22 protein-coding genes are annotated in these 15,879 nt (G+C 29.7%); 21 read left to right on the top strand and 1 reads right to left on the bottom strand.

Going from position 1 to position 15,879, the window contains the following annotated elements; translation table 11 throughout:
* Window positions 1-34 precede the first annotated feature (34 nt).
* The 6 genes from AC5YGC_RS04445 to AC5YGC_RS04420 all read left to right on the top strand — a co-directional run bounded on the left by AC5YGC_RS04445 (window position 35) and on the right by AC5YGC_RS04420 (window position 5,694).
* Window positions 35-1,645, top strand: coding sequence for a SulP family inorganic anion transporter (locus AC5YGC_RS04445; protein WP_496139056.1), 1,611 nt, complete (start codon window positions 35-37; stop codon window positions 1,643-1,645).
* Between the two features lies 1 nt (window position 1,646).
* A complete protein-coding gene (locus AC5YGC_RS04440) occupies window positions 1,647-1,940 on the top strand; it encodes a hypothetical protein (protein ID WP_496139055.1) in 294 nt (97 codons plus the stop codon).
* A complete protein-coding gene (locus tag AC5YGC_RS04435; protein WP_496139054.1) occupies window positions 1,937-2,425 on the top strand; it encodes a hypothetical protein in 489 nt (162 codons plus the stop codon). The genes AC5YGC_RS04440 and AC5YGC_RS04435 overlap by 4 nt, the downstream gene beginning before the upstream one ends.
* Window positions 2,426-2,474: 49 nt before the next feature.
* Window positions 2,475-3,875, top strand: a complete 1,401-nt coding sequence (locus AC5YGC_RS04430) for a Glu/Leu/Phe/Val dehydrogenase dimerization domain-containing protein (protein WP_496139053.1) — start codon at window positions 2,475-2,477, stop codon at window positions 3,873-3,875.
* Between the two features lie 96 nt (window positions 3,876-3,971).
* Window positions 3,972-4,481, top strand: coding sequence for a pentapeptide repeat-containing protein (locus AC5YGC_RS04425; protein WP_496139052.1), 510 nt, complete (start codon window positions 3,972-3,974; stop codon window positions 4,479-4,481).
* Between the two features lie 25 nt (window positions 4,482-4,506).
* The gene (locus AC5YGC_RS04420; protein WP_496139051.1) at window positions 4,507-5,694 is read left to right on the top strand and encodes an alginate lyase family protein; all 1,188 of its coding nucleotides are present in this window, start codon (window positions 4,507-4,509) and stop codon (window positions 5,692-5,694) included.
* Between the two features lie 16 nt (window positions 5,695-5,710).
* Here AC5YGC_RS04420 and AC5YGC_RS04415 read toward each other — a convergent pair whose 3' ends face one another.
* Complete coding sequence (locus tag AC5YGC_RS04415) at window positions 5,711-6,595, bottom strand: EamA family transporter (RefSeq protein WP_496139050.1); 885 nt, start codon at window positions 6,593-6,595, stop codon at window positions 5,711-5,713.
* A gap of 78 nt (window positions 6,596-6,673) precedes the next feature.
* On the opposite strand from AC5YGC_RS04415, the gene AC5YGC_RS04410 reads away from it, so the two are divergent.
* The 15 genes from AC5YGC_RS04410 to AC5YGC_RS04340 all read left to right on the top strand — a co-directional run bounded on the left by AC5YGC_RS04410 (window position 6,674) and on the right by AC5YGC_RS04340 (window position 15,835).
* A complete protein-coding gene (locus AC5YGC_RS04410) occupies window positions 6,674-7,102 on the top strand; it encodes a c-type cytochrome (protein ID WP_496139049.1) in 429 nt (142 codons plus the stop codon).
* A gap of 5 nt (window positions 7,103-7,107) precedes the next feature.
* Window positions 7,108-7,545, top strand: a complete 438-nt coding sequence (locus AC5YGC_RS04405) for a DUF4396 domain-containing protein (protein WP_496139048.1) — start codon at window positions 7,108-7,110, stop codon at window positions 7,543-7,545.
* On the top strand, window positions 7,536-7,736 hold the full coding sequence (locus tag AC5YGC_RS04400) for a hypothetical protein (RefSeq protein ID WP_496139047.1): 201 nt from the start codon (window positions 7,536-7,538) through the stop codon (window positions 7,734-7,736). The genes AC5YGC_RS04405 and AC5YGC_RS04400 overlap by 10 nt, the downstream gene beginning before the upstream one ends.
* A 260-nt stretch (window positions 7,737-7,996) precedes the next feature.
* Entirely contained in the window at window positions 7,997-8,950 is a 954-nt protein-coding gene (locus AC5YGC_RS04395; protein WP_496139046.1) for an EamA family transporter, read from the top strand.
* Window positions 8,951-9,010: 60 nt separating this feature from the next.
* Window positions 9,011-9,358 carry a hypothetical protein gene (locus AC5YGC_RS04390; RefSeq protein ID WP_496139045.1) on the top strand — a complete coding sequence of 116 codons (348 nt, stop codon included), beginning with the start codon at window positions 9,011-9,013 and terminating at the stop codon, window positions 9,356-9,358.
* A 12-nt stretch (window positions 9,359-9,370) separates the two neighbouring features.
* A complete protein-coding gene (locus AC5YGC_RS04385; RefSeq protein ID WP_496139044.1) occupies window positions 9,371-9,577 on the top strand; it encodes a DUF1737 domain-containing protein in 207 nt (68 codons plus the stop codon).
* A 198-nt stretch (window positions 9,578-9,775) separates the two neighbouring features.
* Complete coding sequence (locus AC5YGC_RS04380; RefSeq protein WP_496139043.1) at window positions 9,776-10,006, top strand: hypothetical protein; 231 nt, start codon at window positions 9,776-9,778, stop codon at window positions 10,004-10,006.
* Between the two features lie 165 nt (window positions 10,007-10,171).
* Entirely contained in the window at window positions 10,172-10,423 is a 252-nt protein-coding gene (locus tag AC5YGC_RS04375; protein ID WP_415323883.1) for a hypothetical protein, read from the top strand.
* A gap of 109 nt (window positions 10,424-10,532) precedes the next feature.
* A complete protein-coding gene (locus AC5YGC_RS04370) occupies window positions 10,533-11,057 on the top strand; it encodes a hypothetical protein (RefSeq protein WP_496139042.1) in 525 nt (174 codons plus the stop codon).
* A gap of 276 nt (window positions 11,058-11,333) precedes the next feature.
* Complete coding sequence (locus tag AC5YGC_RS04365; protein ID WP_496139041.1) at window positions 11,334-11,771, top strand: hypothetical protein; 438 nt, start codon at window positions 11,334-11,336, stop codon at window positions 11,769-11,771.
* Window positions 11,771-12,409: a hypothetical protein gene (locus tag AC5YGC_RS04360; protein ID WP_415285813.1), complete on the top strand. Its 639-nt coding sequence runs from the start codon at window positions 11,771-11,773 to the stop codon at window positions 12,407-12,409. Before AC5YGC_RS04365 ends, AC5YGC_RS04360 begins: the two co-directional genes overlap by 1 nt.
* The gene (locus tag AC5YGC_RS04355; RefSeq protein ID WP_415285812.1) at window positions 12,406-12,804 is read left to right on the top strand and encodes a hypothetical protein; all 399 of its coding nucleotides are present in this window, start codon (window positions 12,406-12,408) and stop codon (window positions 12,802-12,804) included. Before AC5YGC_RS04360 ends, AC5YGC_RS04355 begins: the two co-directional genes overlap by 4 nt.
* 55 nt (window positions 12,805-12,859) lie before the next feature.
* The gene (locus tag AC5YGC_RS04350) at window positions 12,860-14,455 is read left to right on the top strand and encodes an AAA family ATPase (protein ID WP_496139040.1); all 1,596 of its coding nucleotides are present in this window, start codon (window positions 12,860-12,862) and stop codon (window positions 14,453-14,455) included.
* Between the two features lie 70 nt (window positions 14,456-14,525).
* Window positions 14,526-15,122 (top strand): HD domain-containing protein, encoded by a 597-nt coding sequence (locus AC5YGC_RS04345; protein WP_496139039.1) that lies wholly within the window; start codon window positions 14,526-14,528, stop codon window positions 15,120-15,122.
* On the top strand, window positions 15,119-15,835 hold the full coding sequence (locus AC5YGC_RS04340) for a hypothetical protein (protein ID WP_502313998.1): 717 nt from the start codon (window positions 15,119-15,121) through the stop codon (window positions 15,833-15,835). The genes AC5YGC_RS04345 and AC5YGC_RS04340 overlap by 4 nt, the downstream gene beginning before the upstream one ends.
* Window positions 15,836-15,879: the final 44 nt, after the last annotated feature.

Genomic DNA, 15,879 nt, shown 5'->3' with positions numbered 1-15,879 from the left:
CACCTCGATTCACAAATAATTAAATTAAAATATATTGATTAAAACCACACTCTCATCATTTGCAAAATCTTTTGGTTTTAACTCACAAAATTATATTCCAAAGGAAGGGGCATCCTTTTCTTTATTTAGAATTGAAGTTTTATCAGGTTTAACAGTTGCTTTAGCCTTAGTTCCTGAAGCTATTGCCTTTGCTTTTGTTGCAGGAGTTGCACCTTTATCAGGGCTTTATGCTGCTTTTATCGTTGGGTTGATTACAGCTGTATTTGGAGGAAGACCTGGAATGATTTCAGGAGCAACAGGTGCTTTAGCGGTTGTCATGGTTTCACTTGTTATGGATCACGGTGCTCAATATTTGTTTGCAACTGTAGTGTTAATGGGAATTTTACAATTACTAGCGGGTGTCTTTAAGCTTGGAAAATTTATTAGAATGGTGCCACAACCGGTAATGCTTGGTTTTGTTAATGGCCTTGCAATCGTTATTGGTATTTCACAACTTAGTCAGTTTAAAACCCTTAATGTAATGGGTGAATCAGTGTGGATTTCAGGAAACACTTTATATTATTCAATTGGGTTTGTTGCTTTAACTATGTTAATTATTTGGTTACTACCAAAGATTACTAAAGCAGTTCCAGCTACACTTGCTGCTATTTTAGCAACATCTGTATTAGTTTTAGCATTAAAAATTGATATCCCAAGTGTTGGAGATCTTGCAAGTGTCAAAGGAGGATTACCTATATTTTTAATCCCAAGTGTTCCATTAAACTTTGAAACTTTAAAAATTATTTTCCCTTATGCATTTATTTTGTCAGCGATTGGCTTAATTGAAAGCTTATTAACACTTAACTTAGTTGGTGAAATTACCAATAAAAGAGGTGGGGCTAGTCAAGAATGTTTAGCTCAAGGTTTTGCAAATACAGTTACTGGTTTTTTTGGTGGTATGGGTGGATGTGCGATGATCGGTCAATCCATGATTAATGTAAAGTCAGGGGGTAGAACAAGAATTGCAGGAATAGCTGCTGCATTATTTTTGTTAATTTTTATTTTATATACATCAAGCTATATTGAGATGATCCCAATTGCAGCACTTGTAGGTGTAATGTTTATGGTGGTGATTGGAACTTTTGCTTGGAACTCATTAAAAATATTATTTTTTGTACCGAAAAGTGATGCGTTAGTTATTGTTCTTGTAACTGTTGTAACTGTTTTAGAAGATTTAGCTGTTGCTGTAATTGTTGGGGTGATTGTATCTGCATTAGTATTTGCTTGGAAATCTGCATCTAGAATTAGAGCGGTTGAGAGACCCTCCGTTAGAGAAAAGGGTGCTAAAGTGTATGAAATAGAAGGACCACTTTTCTTTAGCTCAACAGATAGTTTTTTAGAATTATTTAAACCAGAAGAAGATCCTGAAGTAGTTATTATCGATTTTGCAGGATCAAAAGTAATTGATCAATCAGCTTTAAAAGCAATTGAAGACATTGCTGATAAATATAATAGTTTTGGGAAAAAAGTTAAATTAAGACATTTAACTCGTGATTGTCATAGATTATTAAGTAGAGCAGGTCAGCTTGTTGTTGATAGTGATGACGATCCTGATTATGGAATTGCAGTTGATTATGATGTTAAATTAGGTATTTTTGGAAATTAACATGAGCAAAGAGATAAAAGCTGATGATGTTATTTTCAATTTCTTTAAACAAATTTGTGATGAGAAAGATGATGTTAAATGTGTTGAGCTTGGCAATAGTTGGATTAATGCAATGAAGACTAACCTTACTAACATGGAAAAAGATTTAGAAGAAGCTGATAAAGTCAAACATCAAGAAAATATAGATAGTAATATGAACCACCTTAATAATCTTAAGGATAAATCAGCTGAAGAATGGCGTGAATACGCAACTCAGTGTATGGTTGAGATCCTTGATCACAAAAGTAAATCTTGAATTTTTTTAAGAGATTATTTTCAAGTAGCAATTTAGAATTAGAAATTAATGATGGGGGCAGAGCAGTTGCTGGATATAAAGGCAAAGCTGGAGACTGTGTAGTTAGATCAATTGCAATTGTATCAGGTCTTCCTTATCAAAAAATTTATGATGATCTTTATAAGGCAAATGAGGAATTTAGAACTACATCAAGAACAAGACTTGCTAGAAGTTTAAAACAAAAAAATGACAGTCCTAGATCAGGCACTCATAGAGTGGTCGTTAAAAAATATCTTGAAAAACTTGGATGGCAGTGGACGCCAACAATGTTTATAGGCCAAGGTTGTAAAGTTCACTTAAAAAAAAATGAACTTCCAAGTGGTACTTTAATAGTTTCATGCTCAAAACATATAACAGTTGTTAAAGATGGTGTCTTGCACGACACTTATGATTGTTCAAGACGTGGAACACGATGTGTTTATGGATATTGGACTAAGCCTCATTAGATAAAGATAAAAGTGGTTAATAAATTTCATTAATATATGATTTTTAAAAATGAGCTTTAAAGATAACGTCAATTTACATGTAGACAAATCAGCTAAATTACTTAATTTTAGTGATGATTTACTTGAGCATTTAAAATCTACCCATTCACTAATTAAAGTAAATGTAGGTGTTGTCTTAGATGGTAAAATTAATAATTTTACTGGATGGAGAGCCGTTCACTCAGAGCACATACTTCCAACTAAAGGTGGACTAAGATATTCTGAAACCGTTGATCAAGATGATACAGAAGCTTTGGCATCTTTAATGACTTACAAATGTGCAATAGTTAATATTCCTTTTGGAGGTGCAAAAGGGGGTTTAAAAATTAATCCTAAGAATTACACAATGCCCCAACTTAGAGAAATTACTAAAGCTTTTGCAAGTAAACTAATTAATAAAGGTTTTATTTCTCCAGCATTAAATGTTCCAGCTCCAGATGTCGGAACGTCTGAAAGAGAAATGGAATGGATTTTAGAGACTTATAAAACATTAAAACCAGATGATATAAATTATAGAGGTTGTGTAACGGGCAAACCCTTACATCGTGGTGGTATTGCTGGAAGAACAGAAGCAACTGGTAGAGGTATTGAAGAAGTAGTTAGAGAAATATTTAGACACGAAGACGTCGTTAAAGAAGCTGGTTTAAAAAATGAATTAAAAGATAATGAAATTATAGTTCAAGGCTTTGGTAATGTAGGAAGTAATTTAGCTAAACATTTATATAATAGAGATAGTGCAAAGATTATAGCTATTGGAGAGTTTGATGGTTATTTATACAATAAAAAAGGCATTGATATAAATGCACTAATTGAATTTTTTCAAAAAAATAAAAGTATTAATAATCCTAAACTTGGAGAATTTAAAAATAACCCAAGTGAACTCTTAGAGTTAGATTGTGATATTTTAATTCCAGCTGCGTTAGAAAATGCAATTACTGTTGATAATGTAGATAAAATTAAAACAAAATTAATAATTGAAGCTGCTAATGGACCCATTTCATTTGAAGCAGATCAAAAATTATTTGAAAAAGGAGTTGTTATTATTCCTGATATTTATGTCAATGCAGGCGGAGTAGTAGTTTCTTATTTCGAGTGGGTTAAAGATATTTCTCATATACGTTTTGGTAGAGTTGAAAAAAGATTTCAAGAACAAAAAATATTAGACATTATTGATTTGATAGATAAAAAAACTAATACCAAAACAGACTTTGACACCATTAAAAAAATTATCCATGGAGCGGATGAAGAGGATTTAGCTTTTTCAGGTCTAGAAGACAGTATGAGAAATGCATTTATTGAAATTTATAATGCTAAAAAACAAATAAAAAGATCATTTAGAGACAGTGCTTATTATGTATCTCTAAAGAAGATAAGAAACTTCTATACAGTAGAAGGGTTCCCTAAACGATAAATAGTCGTTTAATTTTAATTATATTTAAATTAACTGAAGACTTCTTGGTAATGATTTGTTAGCATTTAATATGATAAAATTAATAAGAGCAGCTTTATGAGCAAGCTTTTTGCTATTTTAGTCTTAAGCTTATTATTAACTAGTGGTGCTAAAGCTGGTTGTGATGATGCTCCAACTGATGGAGTTGACTATTCTAATTGTCAATTCTCAGAAGGCCAAGATTTAAGTAGAGCTTATATACCAAACTCTAATCTTTCTTTTATTAGCTTTATTAAAGTTACTTTTGATAAAGGGGTAATGATGAATGCAACATTATCTAATGGTAATTTTGTAGAATCTTCTTTTATTAGAACGAATTTATATGAAGCAAATCTTGAAGGTGGTATTTTTGAAAAAGCTAACTTTACAAGTGCCAATTTAACAAGAGTAAATTTCAAAGGTTCATCATTAATTGAGACAAACTTTAGTAATAGCAACCTTTTTGAAGCAGATTTAACGGGTGCTAATATTTTAAATGCCACCTTTGAAGGTGCCAATCTAAACAATGCAACTTGGATTGATGGAACTAAATGTTCTTTAGGTTCTATTGGCAAGTGTGCTAAATAGTTAGAAATTAATTTACATAATATTTATGAAAAAACATTTAATAATTTTAGTTTTATTTTTAATAGTTCCAAATTTATCTTTTGCAAAACAGCTAAGCAAATCTCCATTTATTCCAGATAGTGTTCAAGAAGAATTTAATAAATTATCTACCGAACATAAGAGCAAGTTCTGCGGTTTTGAAAACTATAAAATTAGAAAAGGTATTATTAACAAAGATTTAGCAATAAGAATACTTGGTTATAATTCAAGAATGGATAATTGGAAAATAGTAGAAGGTGTTCATAGTCGGGATGTTTTTAAAGAATATGCTGATGTTGTAACTTATGCAAGTGTATCTGAAAATGACCGGATAAAAGAACTTCTCTTTGATAAACTTTATATATGGGCAAAAAATAAAGCTCTCACTCAAACTAAACAATGTTATAGAAATACACTAAAAAATTCAGTTTTAAAAGATTGTGAAGGTGAGTGGAGCGATCCAGAAGGTCAAGACTTAGCACCAATAAAAGATGCAACTGTAACTCTAGAGATAATTATGGGTTTAAACTATATCTACAATCTTAATTTTGCTAATTATAAAATTGAAGATCCAAGACATAAAACTATTAATGAATGGTTCAAACCTTTTTATAAACAAATCATGCCTGCCAAAAAATTCTTTATGGGAAATTCTGCTGGTTGGTATTTTCCAAATATATCCTTAAGACATAGTAATAATAAAGATTATTCTAAATTAGTTAAGAAACTTGTTAAAGGAGCTGACAAATGGATACTCGAAGATGGAAGCATTAAAGATAGAACTACACGTGGAAATCGATCATTATGGTATCATCATACTGGATTAGGTGAGGCTTTCATGATTTTAGAAATTGCAAATGCTGCAGATGTTAAATTACCAAAAAATTATGAAAAAAATTTATTAAAAGCTGCTGAATTATTTCAAGATGGTTTTTTAGATAATTCTATTTTAGAACCTTGGGCAAAAAAAGGTCATAACTCACAAGCTAGCAAGGGTGTGCAAAAATTTAATAAAAATTTAGATGGTGTAAGCTTTAATGGACCTTGGTTTCATATAATACAATATAGATATCCAAATCATAGAACGTCAAAATTCTTAAAATCTAAAATGACCAATAGAGCAAGATCTTTAAAAAGTGATGAGGTTATGGGTATTGGAGTGGGTTGTATCTATAACGCTTTAGCAAATAAATAAAAAAGTTTTAATTTGCTTATTTTACAGGTTTAATTTTTTGATTAATAACAAGTACAGCACCAATAATTAAAATAGGTAAGCCAATAATTAAATCTTGTTGCCATTCTAAGTTTTCAAACACTGTTGATATTAATAAAGCAAGTACTGGCATTACCACTCCTACATAACCGGCTCGTCCAGCTCCAACTTTCTCTAATAATCTTAGATAAAAAATAAAAGCGAATATTGAGCCAACGATAGATAAATAAGCAAGGGATGCAATGTAACTGAAGCTATATTCAAATAGTAATTCAGTACCTTTTATTTGAGTGATTAACAAAGTAACTAATGATCCATAAAGCATTGCATACGCAAGTGTTGGTATTAATGAAAAGTTATTATTTAAGTTTCTTTGGTGAACCATGTTACCTGTTGATGCACTAAATGTACCAAGTAATGCTAAAAATAATCCAACATGAGTTCCATTTGCTAAGCTGAAATTGAAAATTTCATCACTGAAAATGATTATAATTCCAATCATCCCAATGGTTGCACCAAGTAAAGTTTTTAAAGAAGGTTTCTTTTTAAAATAAAATCCTTCTCCTAAAATATTCATAATAACTACCGTTGAAAAGACAACTGCTGGAAATGCACTTATTAGATAAGTATTTGATAAATAAAAGAAAACGTAATTAAGAGAATAAAGACAAATACCGAAGAGCAAAAACCACGCATGTTGATTTAAAGAAAACTTAAGATTTTTCTTCTTATAAATTAGATAAACAAAAATAATTATTGCAGCAATTAAAAACCTATAAAACACTGATACTAATGGATCAACGTAGCCTAACTGAAATTTGATGACATACCAAGTAGGGGACCAGCAAAAGAGTGTGACAATAAATAAGATAAAATTGTTCATTAACAAACACTTATAATCAATCAATCTTAAAAAAATATAAGATTAATCTAACAATTTTAATATATAAATTTAATAGTTATGAAAAAAATACTTCTAATTTTAACTCTGTTTATATTATTAAGTAACCTTTCTTATTCAGACAATCACTATCCAATTACAAGAGATTCTGTATTAATGATCGCTAGAGGTAAAATTGCATACCAAAATAATTGTGCAAGCTGTCATCAAGTTAATTTGTCAGGTGCTGAAAACTGGAAGGGCGTTGATGAAGATGGTCACCGTAAAGCACCCCCTTTAAATGGTACGGGTCACACTTGGCACCATGATGATGAAACTCTACATAAAATTATTAAATATGGGTTAGTTGGAATTATCAGTGATTATGAAGGAAAAATGGGTGGGTTTAAAGATAACCTTAATGACAAAGATATAGATTCAGTTTTAGCCTACATTAAAAGTTTTTGGCCAGATGATTATTATCAACATCAAATAAATTTAAGTAAATAAATTATATGGCAACAGATATTTTTCATTGGGGATGCAAAGATAGCTGGAGAACTAGTGCGAAGAATACGATGTGGTGTGTTATCGGTTGTTCTATTGGTGATTTTGGAACCATATTATTTTTTCAGTTAAGTAAAATTCCTTTTCCAGTTTTAGGTATTATGACTTTAGCAATCATTAATGGTTTACTCACTAGCATTATGCTTGAGACATATATTTTAATGAAACAAAAATTTGATTTTATCAGCGCGTTAAAGACCGCCTGTGGCATGAGTTTTATCTCAATGATTAGTATGGAAATTTCTATGAACGCTACAGATTATTTTTTAACCGGTGGAGCAATGCTAACTTGGTGGGTAGTGCCCATTATGTTAATAGTTGGCTTTTTAACACCTTGGCCTTATAATTACTGGAGACTTAAAAAATTCAATCAAGCGTGTCATTAAATATTCAAATGGTTACAACTTCTGAAATTATACTAGCAATTATTATCGTTTCTTTATCAGTTGTGATGCCTATCTATTATTATTATCAAAGAAAGAAAAACCCCAAGCAAGACAGTAAACCTGCAGATAACCCCGAGATAAAAAATTATATTGATAGAATTAATGAAATTACCCGTAAAAAATATAAATGAAAAAACGTTTATCAGGGTGCAGTGAGTGTGGAGATGATACAGCTATCTTAACACAAGTGAGTTCAGGTCCTGAGGTGATCTTACTTTGTACGGATTGTTATAATCTTAAGCATTCAAATGAAACACAAAACTATATCGGCCATGAAGAAGAAAAAAGCTAAAAAATTAAAGACTAAAAAACCTGCACCTAATTTTTACGGTCTTGGTAAATTTAACTATATTATCTTTAAGTTTCTGTGTTCAAGATTTAAGCTTAGATAATGAGTGGGGACAATAATTCAAAAGGGATAGTTTTAATACTGATTGCAATGAGCTTGTTTGCAATCCAAGACTCGTTAATTAAATTTATATTTGAAAAATCTGCTCTTTATGAGATCTTCTTTGGAAGGTATTTGATTGCAGCAACAGTGCTTATTATTTATTTAAGTTTTAAAAGACAGAAAGTATCGCTTAAAACATATTATCCAGTATTAACTTTTGTAAGAGTGTTGTTGCACTTTGTTGCTTTTTCAACCTTTTTTATCTCTATCACTTATATGCAACTAGCAACTGCTAATGCTTTATTCTTTTCTTGTCCTTTTTTCGTATCTATCTTTGCTAAATTTTTCTTAAAAGAATTTATTGGTATTAGAAGATGGTCTGCTATTGCCTTTGGTTTTTTTGGTGTATTAATCGTCTTAAATCCTGATTTTGAAAGTTTTGATTATAGAAATTTGTTACCAGTGTTAAGTGCTTTATTTTATGCAGCATCAATGACTATTACTAAATACACATCTGATAAGGATGATGTTAATACTCAGTTATATTACTTCTATTTAATTGCTCTTATTTTATGTGGCATTATTTATGTCTTTATGGGCAATGGTCAATTCAACAACACTGATTTTGATCCAACTACACAGTTTATATTTAGAGAGTGGTTTACAAATTTTGATTATACTTGGAAGTTTATATTATTCTTTGGAGTTGCAGCATCTATTGGGTTCTTATGTATCTTTTCAGCTTATATCATTGCATCTCCATCAGTTGTCTCATTATTTGAATACTCTTTAATCATTATGTCGATGATCCCAGGTTATTTTCTATTTAATGAAATTCCATCTCTTAGAACTTTGTTAGGGGTCATTTGTATAATTTCAGCTGGGGTTTATATTTACTTTAGAGAAGGTGTTCGAAAACAGTACGTTGCATCTAAAATTCCAACTAGAAGATAAACTAATTAATTATCATTCCATCATCTAGACACCTGATTTAAGATTCGGTAGTATACCTTTATGTATTGGGTAATCTTAATATCTTTTCTAAGTCTTCTTGCTATTAGCTTTGTTGTATCAAGACCTGGAAATAAACTTATAAAAAATAGAAAAAATAAAATCCATCTTTTAGATATTTTATCCTCTTATATGAGTGGTTTTTTACTTGTAATAATTGTCTATCTTTTTGTTTCAGCCTCCAATTGCAAGGAAACATTTGATATTGGTATTGATTTTTTTAATTCTAATAGATGGAAATTTACAAGTGGTATGGGTAATCATAGATCAATTTTAGATGAATTTGTCTTTGGTTTTGTCTTCACTTACATAATAATCTTCATAAGAAGACAATATAAAAAACAAAATTAAAAAGGACAATAGATGAAAGGTTATAGATTTATTACAAACGATGACACCTCAGAATTTTGTCATCGTGTTACTGAGGCCATATCTAATGGATGGAAATTGCACGGTGAGCCCAAAATGACTTTTGATAATAAAAGAGGGGTAATGCGTTGTGCTCAAGCAGTTATAAAAAATGCTCCTAAGAAAAAGTATTCAAAAAAAATGAAGTTATCATCGATATAAGAATATAAATAAAGAGAAGTAGGAGAGTTGTAAGGGGCGTTCTGTTACCCGGTGCCCCGGACTACCTACTTACATTCTGTCACATGAAAAGTTTACTGTAATAATTTTTGTTAAATAATTTCATCTTGGGTATAAAAAAAAACTCAAAATGAACATAAAAATACTTTGTATAATTATTTAATATATTAAAACCCTATTATGTCTTTCATAAAAAACACCTATCAAGTTAAAAAACTAGAAGAAATGGATAAAAAAATAAAAAAAATTTTTTCCGTACCTACTAGTATTGTTTATGAAATTAAACAAAATTTAGAAAATCATAATAAAAGATTAAAAAAAAATTTTTTATATTCAATATTTATTGTATTTTTTCTTTCTATTACTTTAATTTGGCAAGTATTTTTCCCTTATTCAGTTTTTGCATCATAAGTTAAGTAAAGTGAGGGAGTAAGTGGGGGCGTTCTATTACCTGCTGCCCAGACCATGCTTTTATAGTTATTATAGTTGATTAACCCTCATTTCATCACTTAAATACCTGATTGGCGGTTGTGGCGTATATGCTGCCATGTTATTGTTTTTTAATAAGGAGGTCATATGACCAATTTGTATAAAGTTAAAGTCGACGTAGTTGAAAAATCAACATCGTCTAGAGAAGAAATCATCAACGCAGAATCTGCTGATGATGCTAAGGAAAAGGTTATTAGTTATTGTAAAGAGCAATTAGTTGATAACGACCGCCTTAAAGAAATAACAGAGGTAAAAATCAGTACCGCAAAAGACGCTGTCACTGAAATCAAAAACAAAGATTTACCTAACGGCAGACCAGGAAACCCTGTCAGCTTGTAAAATCAATAACTGAGTAAATATGGTCTCGGTTTTGTAGCCGTGGCCATGTTGATTAAATATTCACCAATCGTTAATTGAGTAAGGTCCTTAATCTGTGTATTGTCTATTAATGGCTAAAGTTGCAAAAGATAAATGGGATAAGGTAATTGAACATTTAACACATTCAGACAGTGATCTTGAAAAAGTATTAAGCCTATTGAAGGGGTGTGACCAAGGGAATGCATCTGATTATGATGTTAATAGAGCGTCTTACTCGTTAAATATTATTGCTATAGTTACACAAAAGCAACTTGATCCAGAAAATAAAGATAAAACACTTACCCATATAATTAGACAGTGGGTTAAATCAAAAGACTTCATTCAATTTTATAATTTGATGAGAAAACAAGAAAATATTACTTGGGATAAGAGTAAACTTGAAGATTACACCAAACAATTAAAAGACCTTTGGTACAGTAAATCACAATCTAAAAACAAAGAATATTTTAAAAAAATAGACGGATTTAATAAAACAGCTGGGGCAAATCTTTTAGAAAAAGATAATAAAGAAGAGCTAAGACCAAAAGCTAAAATAATTGAGAAAACCTTTGATAAAATAAAGCAGAATGAACGACGATCTCGTACAAACGTTTAATAACACAAACTAGATATAATGATGGATCAGATATTACCCTTTGTTTATATGCTAGGGATACTCTTATTAGTACTCCCAGCTTTTCTACAATCTAATTCTAAATTAAAACAATTCTTAACCAATCTTACTATTTGGATTGTCATTATCCTTATAATTCTAACAATCATCTATTTCATTAAGTAGCAATCATTCCAATATCTAGACACCTGATTAGAGGTTTGCTAGGATTTGGATTGTGAAAAAGATTTTAATAATCATAATTCTGCAAATTTTGAAATGAAATACTCAGATATTAAAAAACATATCCACATTAAAAATAAGAATCTATTAAAATTCTTGAATAAACAAGAAATTGTATGGCTTGAAAAACATTTTAAATTTATAAATGGATTGCTAATGGATCGTATTAAGATTGAAAAGTTAAATACACCTTCTTCCAATTTTAAAAGGTATAAAGATTTTGTAGCCGTTATTAGAAAAGAGAAAGAACCAACTACCGATGAGGAAAAGATTTATTTGAAATTTACTGAATATTTTCAAGATGAAATAAATAAAAAGAACATCAAACCTAAAGATCCTAACATATTATTTAATGGTGTTCAGATAAATCCAACAGGCTCAATTCCATATTCACAAGAAATGAGTGAAAAATTAGATGCAGAATATGAAGTTGAGAGTTATAATGAATGGGTTGATGATTGGAAATATAGATAATGATTAGTTGGGTTATAAAGAAACTTGCTAAAATTACAATTTTAGGAAAAATCTTTGAAAAATTAGGGCCTAAATTTCCAACAATTTTATTATTCCTCTTTTTAATATTTATCGCTTTTTATGGTCCGTACGAATATGAAAATTATCTAGAGTTTAATAAAAACTATCCTGGAAATAATGTTGGGCTAATATTAAATTTATTAAGACCTTTTGTTATCATATTAATATTTTTATTTTTTATTCTTTCTGCTTTTGGAGCTGAAAGAGAAAGAAAAAAACGTATAGCTAACGAAGTAGAAGAACTAAGACAAAGAGAAGCAGAATTTACTGTAAAAAAAGAAGCTGCCTTGAAAAGACTTGATGATTTAAAAAACTCATCAGTAGGAAAAATTACCAGTACTGTAGCTACTAAAGAAAGTATAGGCGCACTTGGTGGTGGTACAATAGGTGCTGCGCTTGGTGGATCTTTGGGTGTTGCTGGAAAAATAGTGGGGATAGGTGTTGCTCTTAATGGAGGAATAGTTTTAGCCGGTATTGGTGCGGTTATAGGCTATCTTGGTGTTAAGGCTTTTAAAAAAAATAAAAATACAAAAGATGTGAATCAAAAAATTAAAGAATACGATGAATTGGATAAATGAGTAAGGTTCATTACTTAAATAGCCACATAGAAAAATTTAGAGAAGATAATAAAATCATCATTGATGTGGAAAATATTGGGGATTTAACTCATTATTGTAATTTACATGTAGAAAACAAAAAAGTGACTAAGGTATTTACTAAATGTTTCCACAATAAAGAAACTTACAAAGATTTAATAAAAAAACTACCTGATACTATTGAACGTTTAGGGCTCTTTTATTTAACGACTGTTTATTGGATTGCTTATACTTGCCACTATCATAATGATAAATTTAATGAAGCTATGGGTCATTGTTTAGATAGTATTGATATGGATGTTCCCGTTTTAAATAGCCCTCACTTTTGTAAAAAAGTATATTATTATCTAAACCCAATTGATGACGTTAAATGTTAGAAGCACTTATAATCATTGAACTAACATTCTTAATATACAATTTTTTTATCGAATAATGAATGATGTAACACAATTTGATTTAGGAACTGTTCTTCCAAAAAATTTCTATGAGTCAAAACAGTTTAAAGAATTAAGGGTTAACTTAGAAACATCAAAAAAATCTTATTTTCTTACTGGTAAAGCAGGAACAGGCAAGTCAACTTTTGTTGAATACTTTAGATTAAATACAAAAAAAAATGTGATGATACTTGCTTATACAGGAATAGTTTCAATAAAATGTAGAGGTAGAACAATTCATTCTTTTTTCGGTTATCCACATCACATACTAAAAAGAAAAGATTGCAAAATATCACGTAATCAAGATTTTTTAAAATCTTTAAATACGCTCATTATAGATGAGGTATCTATGGTAAATCCTAATTTAATGGACGCAATTGACAGGTCTTTAAAAGTAAATAGAGAAAATGATTTGCCATTCGGTGGTGTCCAAATGCTATTTGTTGGAGATGTCTTTCAATTAGCTCCAGTAGCAATAGAAACTGAAAAAGAAGTGTTAGATAAGATGTATCCAGAAGGAAATTTTTTTTATAATTCTAAATGGTTTAAAATATTAGATCCAAAAAGAATGGAGTTTGAAAAAATTTTTAGGCAAAAAGACGAAAATTTTATCCAAAAATTAGAAAATATAAGAAGAAACGAAATAACGAATGAAGTTTTAGATTTTTTTAATCAAAGGGTAATTGATAAAATGGATAAAGATTCTAGTGGTTATCAGGAAAGATTAAGTAAAATTAAACAAAAATATCCAATAACTTTTAGAAATTGGAAAGAAACCGATAACAGCAGCAATCATGAGGCAAAGAATGAAATTAAAATTATATACCCAAATACAGGTAAAAAATGGTCAAAAGATGAAGATGACAAACTAAAAGATTTTTTAAAAAATCAAATATGTGTCAATGAAATATCTGTGACGTTTCAAAGAAAACCATCTGCAATTTCTTCTAGAATAATCAAACTTGAAGATGAAGTTTTTAATTTTTTTTCTAATGGATTAATTTTATTAGCACCCACTAATAAAAGAACTTATCAAGTAAATCATGCACAATTAAAAAATTTAGAATCTCCAGAATTTTCTTATTTGGGAAAAGTGACGGGATCTTTTAAATCAAATGAAATGATGTCAGAAAAAGATTTAAAACTTAAAGTTGGTGCTCAAATAATGCTAACAAAGAATGACCCTAATGGAAGATGGGTTAATGGCACAATAGGTTTTATTGATAAATTAGAAAAGGATAAAATTTATGTAAAACTTGGAAAAAAAATTCTTCAAGTTGAAAAAGTAGTGTGGGAAAAATTTGATTATTTCATTAAGAATAAAAAATTTGAACCTAAAGTAATTGGCACATTTGAACAATACCCAATTAGATTAGCTTGGGCTGCAACCATACATAAATGCCAAGGTCAAACCTTCGATAAAGCTATTATAGATTTTGACTCAGGATCATTTGCTCATGGTATGACCTATGTAGCTTTAAGTAGAGTTAAATCGATAGATGGTCTGTACTTAGTTAGACCTATTAGATTTAGTGATATTAGATTTGACGAAAGGATTTATAAATTCCAAAAGACTATAGAACTATTTGTATAATTTAATAATTGATTTTAATAATATTTACTATTATTTTTTTATTAAAAAAGTATGATTGATAATTATAATAATGAGCAATTTGTTAAGTAAAAAAATAGACAAAAAAAAATACAAAAAAGCTTTAGATTTTACATACAAAATACACTTTAAACAAAATCGTAAAGGCACAGGAATTCCTTACTTCACTCACTTAGTATCGGTTAGCAACAATATCATTGAAGATGGTGGGACTACTGATGAAGCTATAGGAGGTTTATTACATGACGCTGTTGAAGATCAGGGTGGATTAAGAGTTTTAAAAGAAATTAAAAAGCAGTTTGGTAGTAAAGTTGCTAAAATAGTTGATGAATGTAGTGATACTGTAGTAGTTCCAAAACCACCTTGGCAGGAACGAAAAAAGAAATACATCTCTGATATTAAGAAAAAAGGTCAATCTTCCATGTTTGTATCCCTTTGTGATAAATTACATAACGGTACCTGTATTGTTAATGATTATAAAAGAGTGGGTAAGAAAATATGGAACAGGTTTACAGCATCTCCTAAGCAAGTTGCCTGGTACTATGAGGGCTTATACAAAGAGTTTTCAAAACATCTAAAGGGCCATAAAGTTCTTAAAGATAATTACTTAATGGTGGTTAAAGAGATTAAGAGAGCCTCTTCTAAATGAAAAACTCTGTTACGATTGATAAGGGTCAAAAGCAATATAAAGACGGCAAAGTAGTTTTTAAATGGGAGTATACTTTAAGTGAAGAAGGCGAATATGAAACTGGTACAATAAAATATCACGAGCTCCTTTATGACATTGATAAAACTTCAGCAATTATTGGTGAAGAAGAAAGTGAAAAATGGATAATTATTAATAAACGAGACTGTAAAGATATTCCAACATTTGATTTTTTTAAGTATTTTCAAAAATTTCTATTAGATCATAAAAAAAAAGAAGCAAACTTACTTGAAGAAATAAAAAAATATTTAAATTTAGTTTATATAAAATTTGAAGAAGGGGATTGGCAAAGTTTCCCTGATAACTTTAATGAGCCTTCTGAAAAGAAATCTAAACCCTTGAAAAAGCCTAAATCAAATAAGTTTCTTGAGCCTATTTTATCAAGTCGTCCAGTATTAAAACTGTTCAATCTTATCGATGAGTATAAATTTTTGATAATTATTTATGGTCTTGCTCTTATATTTTACTTTGAAATATCAGCGGTAATTTTTGGTTTTATATTTTTTAGCTTATTCGGACTTGCCTGTTTATATCTATCCTTTGTAATATTTAGTGAAAATAAAACCTTTAAATCAATCATACCTTCGATGGGCTATGTAGTTGTAGGATTATACTGTTGGTATTTATCTTATGGAGCAATCATTGGACTTATTTAATCCTGTTTATTATTAGCTCATTCCTTCACGTAGACACTTAGATT

The organism is Candidatus Pelagibacter sp. uisw_138 (assembly GCF_059512485.2).
Note: the sequence above shows the minus strand (reverse complement) of the source record. Positions and strands in the feature narration are given on the sequence as shown.

Bases quoted from the DNA above. Each gene is read 5' to 3' on its own strand.
- AC5YGC_RS04375 (WP_415323883.1), top strand. From the start codon at position 10,172: ATGACCAATTTGTATAAAGTTAAAGTCGACGTAGTTGAAAAATCAACA.
- AC5YGC_RS04350 (WP_496139040.1), top strand. From the start codon at position 12,860: ATGAATGATGTAACACAATTTGATTTAGGAACTGTTCTTCCAAAAAAT.
- AC5YGC_RS04410 (WP_496139049.1), top strand. From the start codon at position 6,674: ATGAAAAAAATACTTCTAATTTTAACTCTGTTTATATTATTAAGTAAC.
- AC5YGC_RS04380 (WP_496139043.1), top strand. From the start codon at position 9,776: ATGTCTTTCATAAAAAACACCTATCAAGTTAAAAAACTAGAAGAAATG.
- AC5YGC_RS04425 (WP_496139052.1), top strand. From the start codon at position 3,972: ATGAGCAAGCTTTTTGCTATTTTAGTCTTAAGCTTATTATTAACTAGT.
- AC5YGC_RS04395 (WP_496139046.1), top strand. From the start codon at position 7,997: ATGAGTGGGGACAATAATTCAAAAGGGATAGTTTTAATACTGATTGCA.
- AC5YGC_RS04360 (WP_415285813.1), top strand. From the start codon at position 11,771: ATGATTAGTTGGGTTATAAAGAAACTTGCTAAAATTACAATTTTAGGA.
- AC5YGC_RS04385 (WP_496139044.1), top strand. From the start codon at position 9,371: ATGAAAGGTTATAGATTTATTACAAACGATGACACCTCAGAATTTTGT.
- AC5YGC_RS04440 (WP_496139055.1), top strand. From the start codon at position 1,647: ATGAGCAAAGAGATAAAAGCTGATGATGTTATTTTCAATTTCTTTAAA.
- AC5YGC_RS04405 (WP_496139048.1), top strand. From the start codon at position 7,108: ATGGCAACAGATATTTTTCATTGGGGATGCAAAGATAGCTGGAGAACT.
- AC5YGC_RS04390 (WP_496139045.1), top strand. From the start codon at position 9,011: ATGTATTGGGTAATCTTAATATCTTTTCTAAGTCTTCTTGCTATTAGC.
- AC5YGC_RS04370 (WP_496139042.1), top strand. From the start codon at position 10,533: ATGGCTAAAGTTGCAAAAGATAAATGGGATAAGGTAATTGAACATTTA.
- AC5YGC_RS04345 (WP_496139039.1), top strand. From the start codon at position 14,526: ATGAGCAATTTGTTAAGTAAAAAAATAGACAAAAAAAAATACAAAAAA.
- AC5YGC_RS04365 (WP_496139041.1), top strand. From the start codon at position 11,334: ATGAAATACTCAGATATTAAAAAACATATCCACATTAAAAATAAGAAT.
- AC5YGC_RS04340 (WP_502313998.1), top strand. From the start codon at position 15,119: ATGAAAAACTCTGTTACGATTGATAAGGGTCAAAAGCAATATAAAGAC.
- AC5YGC_RS04355 (WP_415285812.1), top strand. From the start codon at position 12,406: ATGAGTAAGGTTCATTACTTAAATAGCCACATAGAAAAATTTAGAGAA.
- AC5YGC_RS04430 (WP_496139053.1), top strand. From the start codon at position 2,475: ATGAGCTTTAAAGATAACGTCAATTTACATGTAGACAAATCAGCTAAA.
- AC5YGC_RS04415 (WP_496139050.1), bottom strand. From the start codon at position 6,595: ATGAACAATTTTATCTTATTTATTGTCACACTCTTTTGCTGGTCCCCT.
- AC5YGC_RS04420 (WP_496139051.1), top strand. From the start codon at position 4,507: ATGAAAAAACATTTAATAATTTTAGTTTTATTTTTAATAGTTCCAAAT.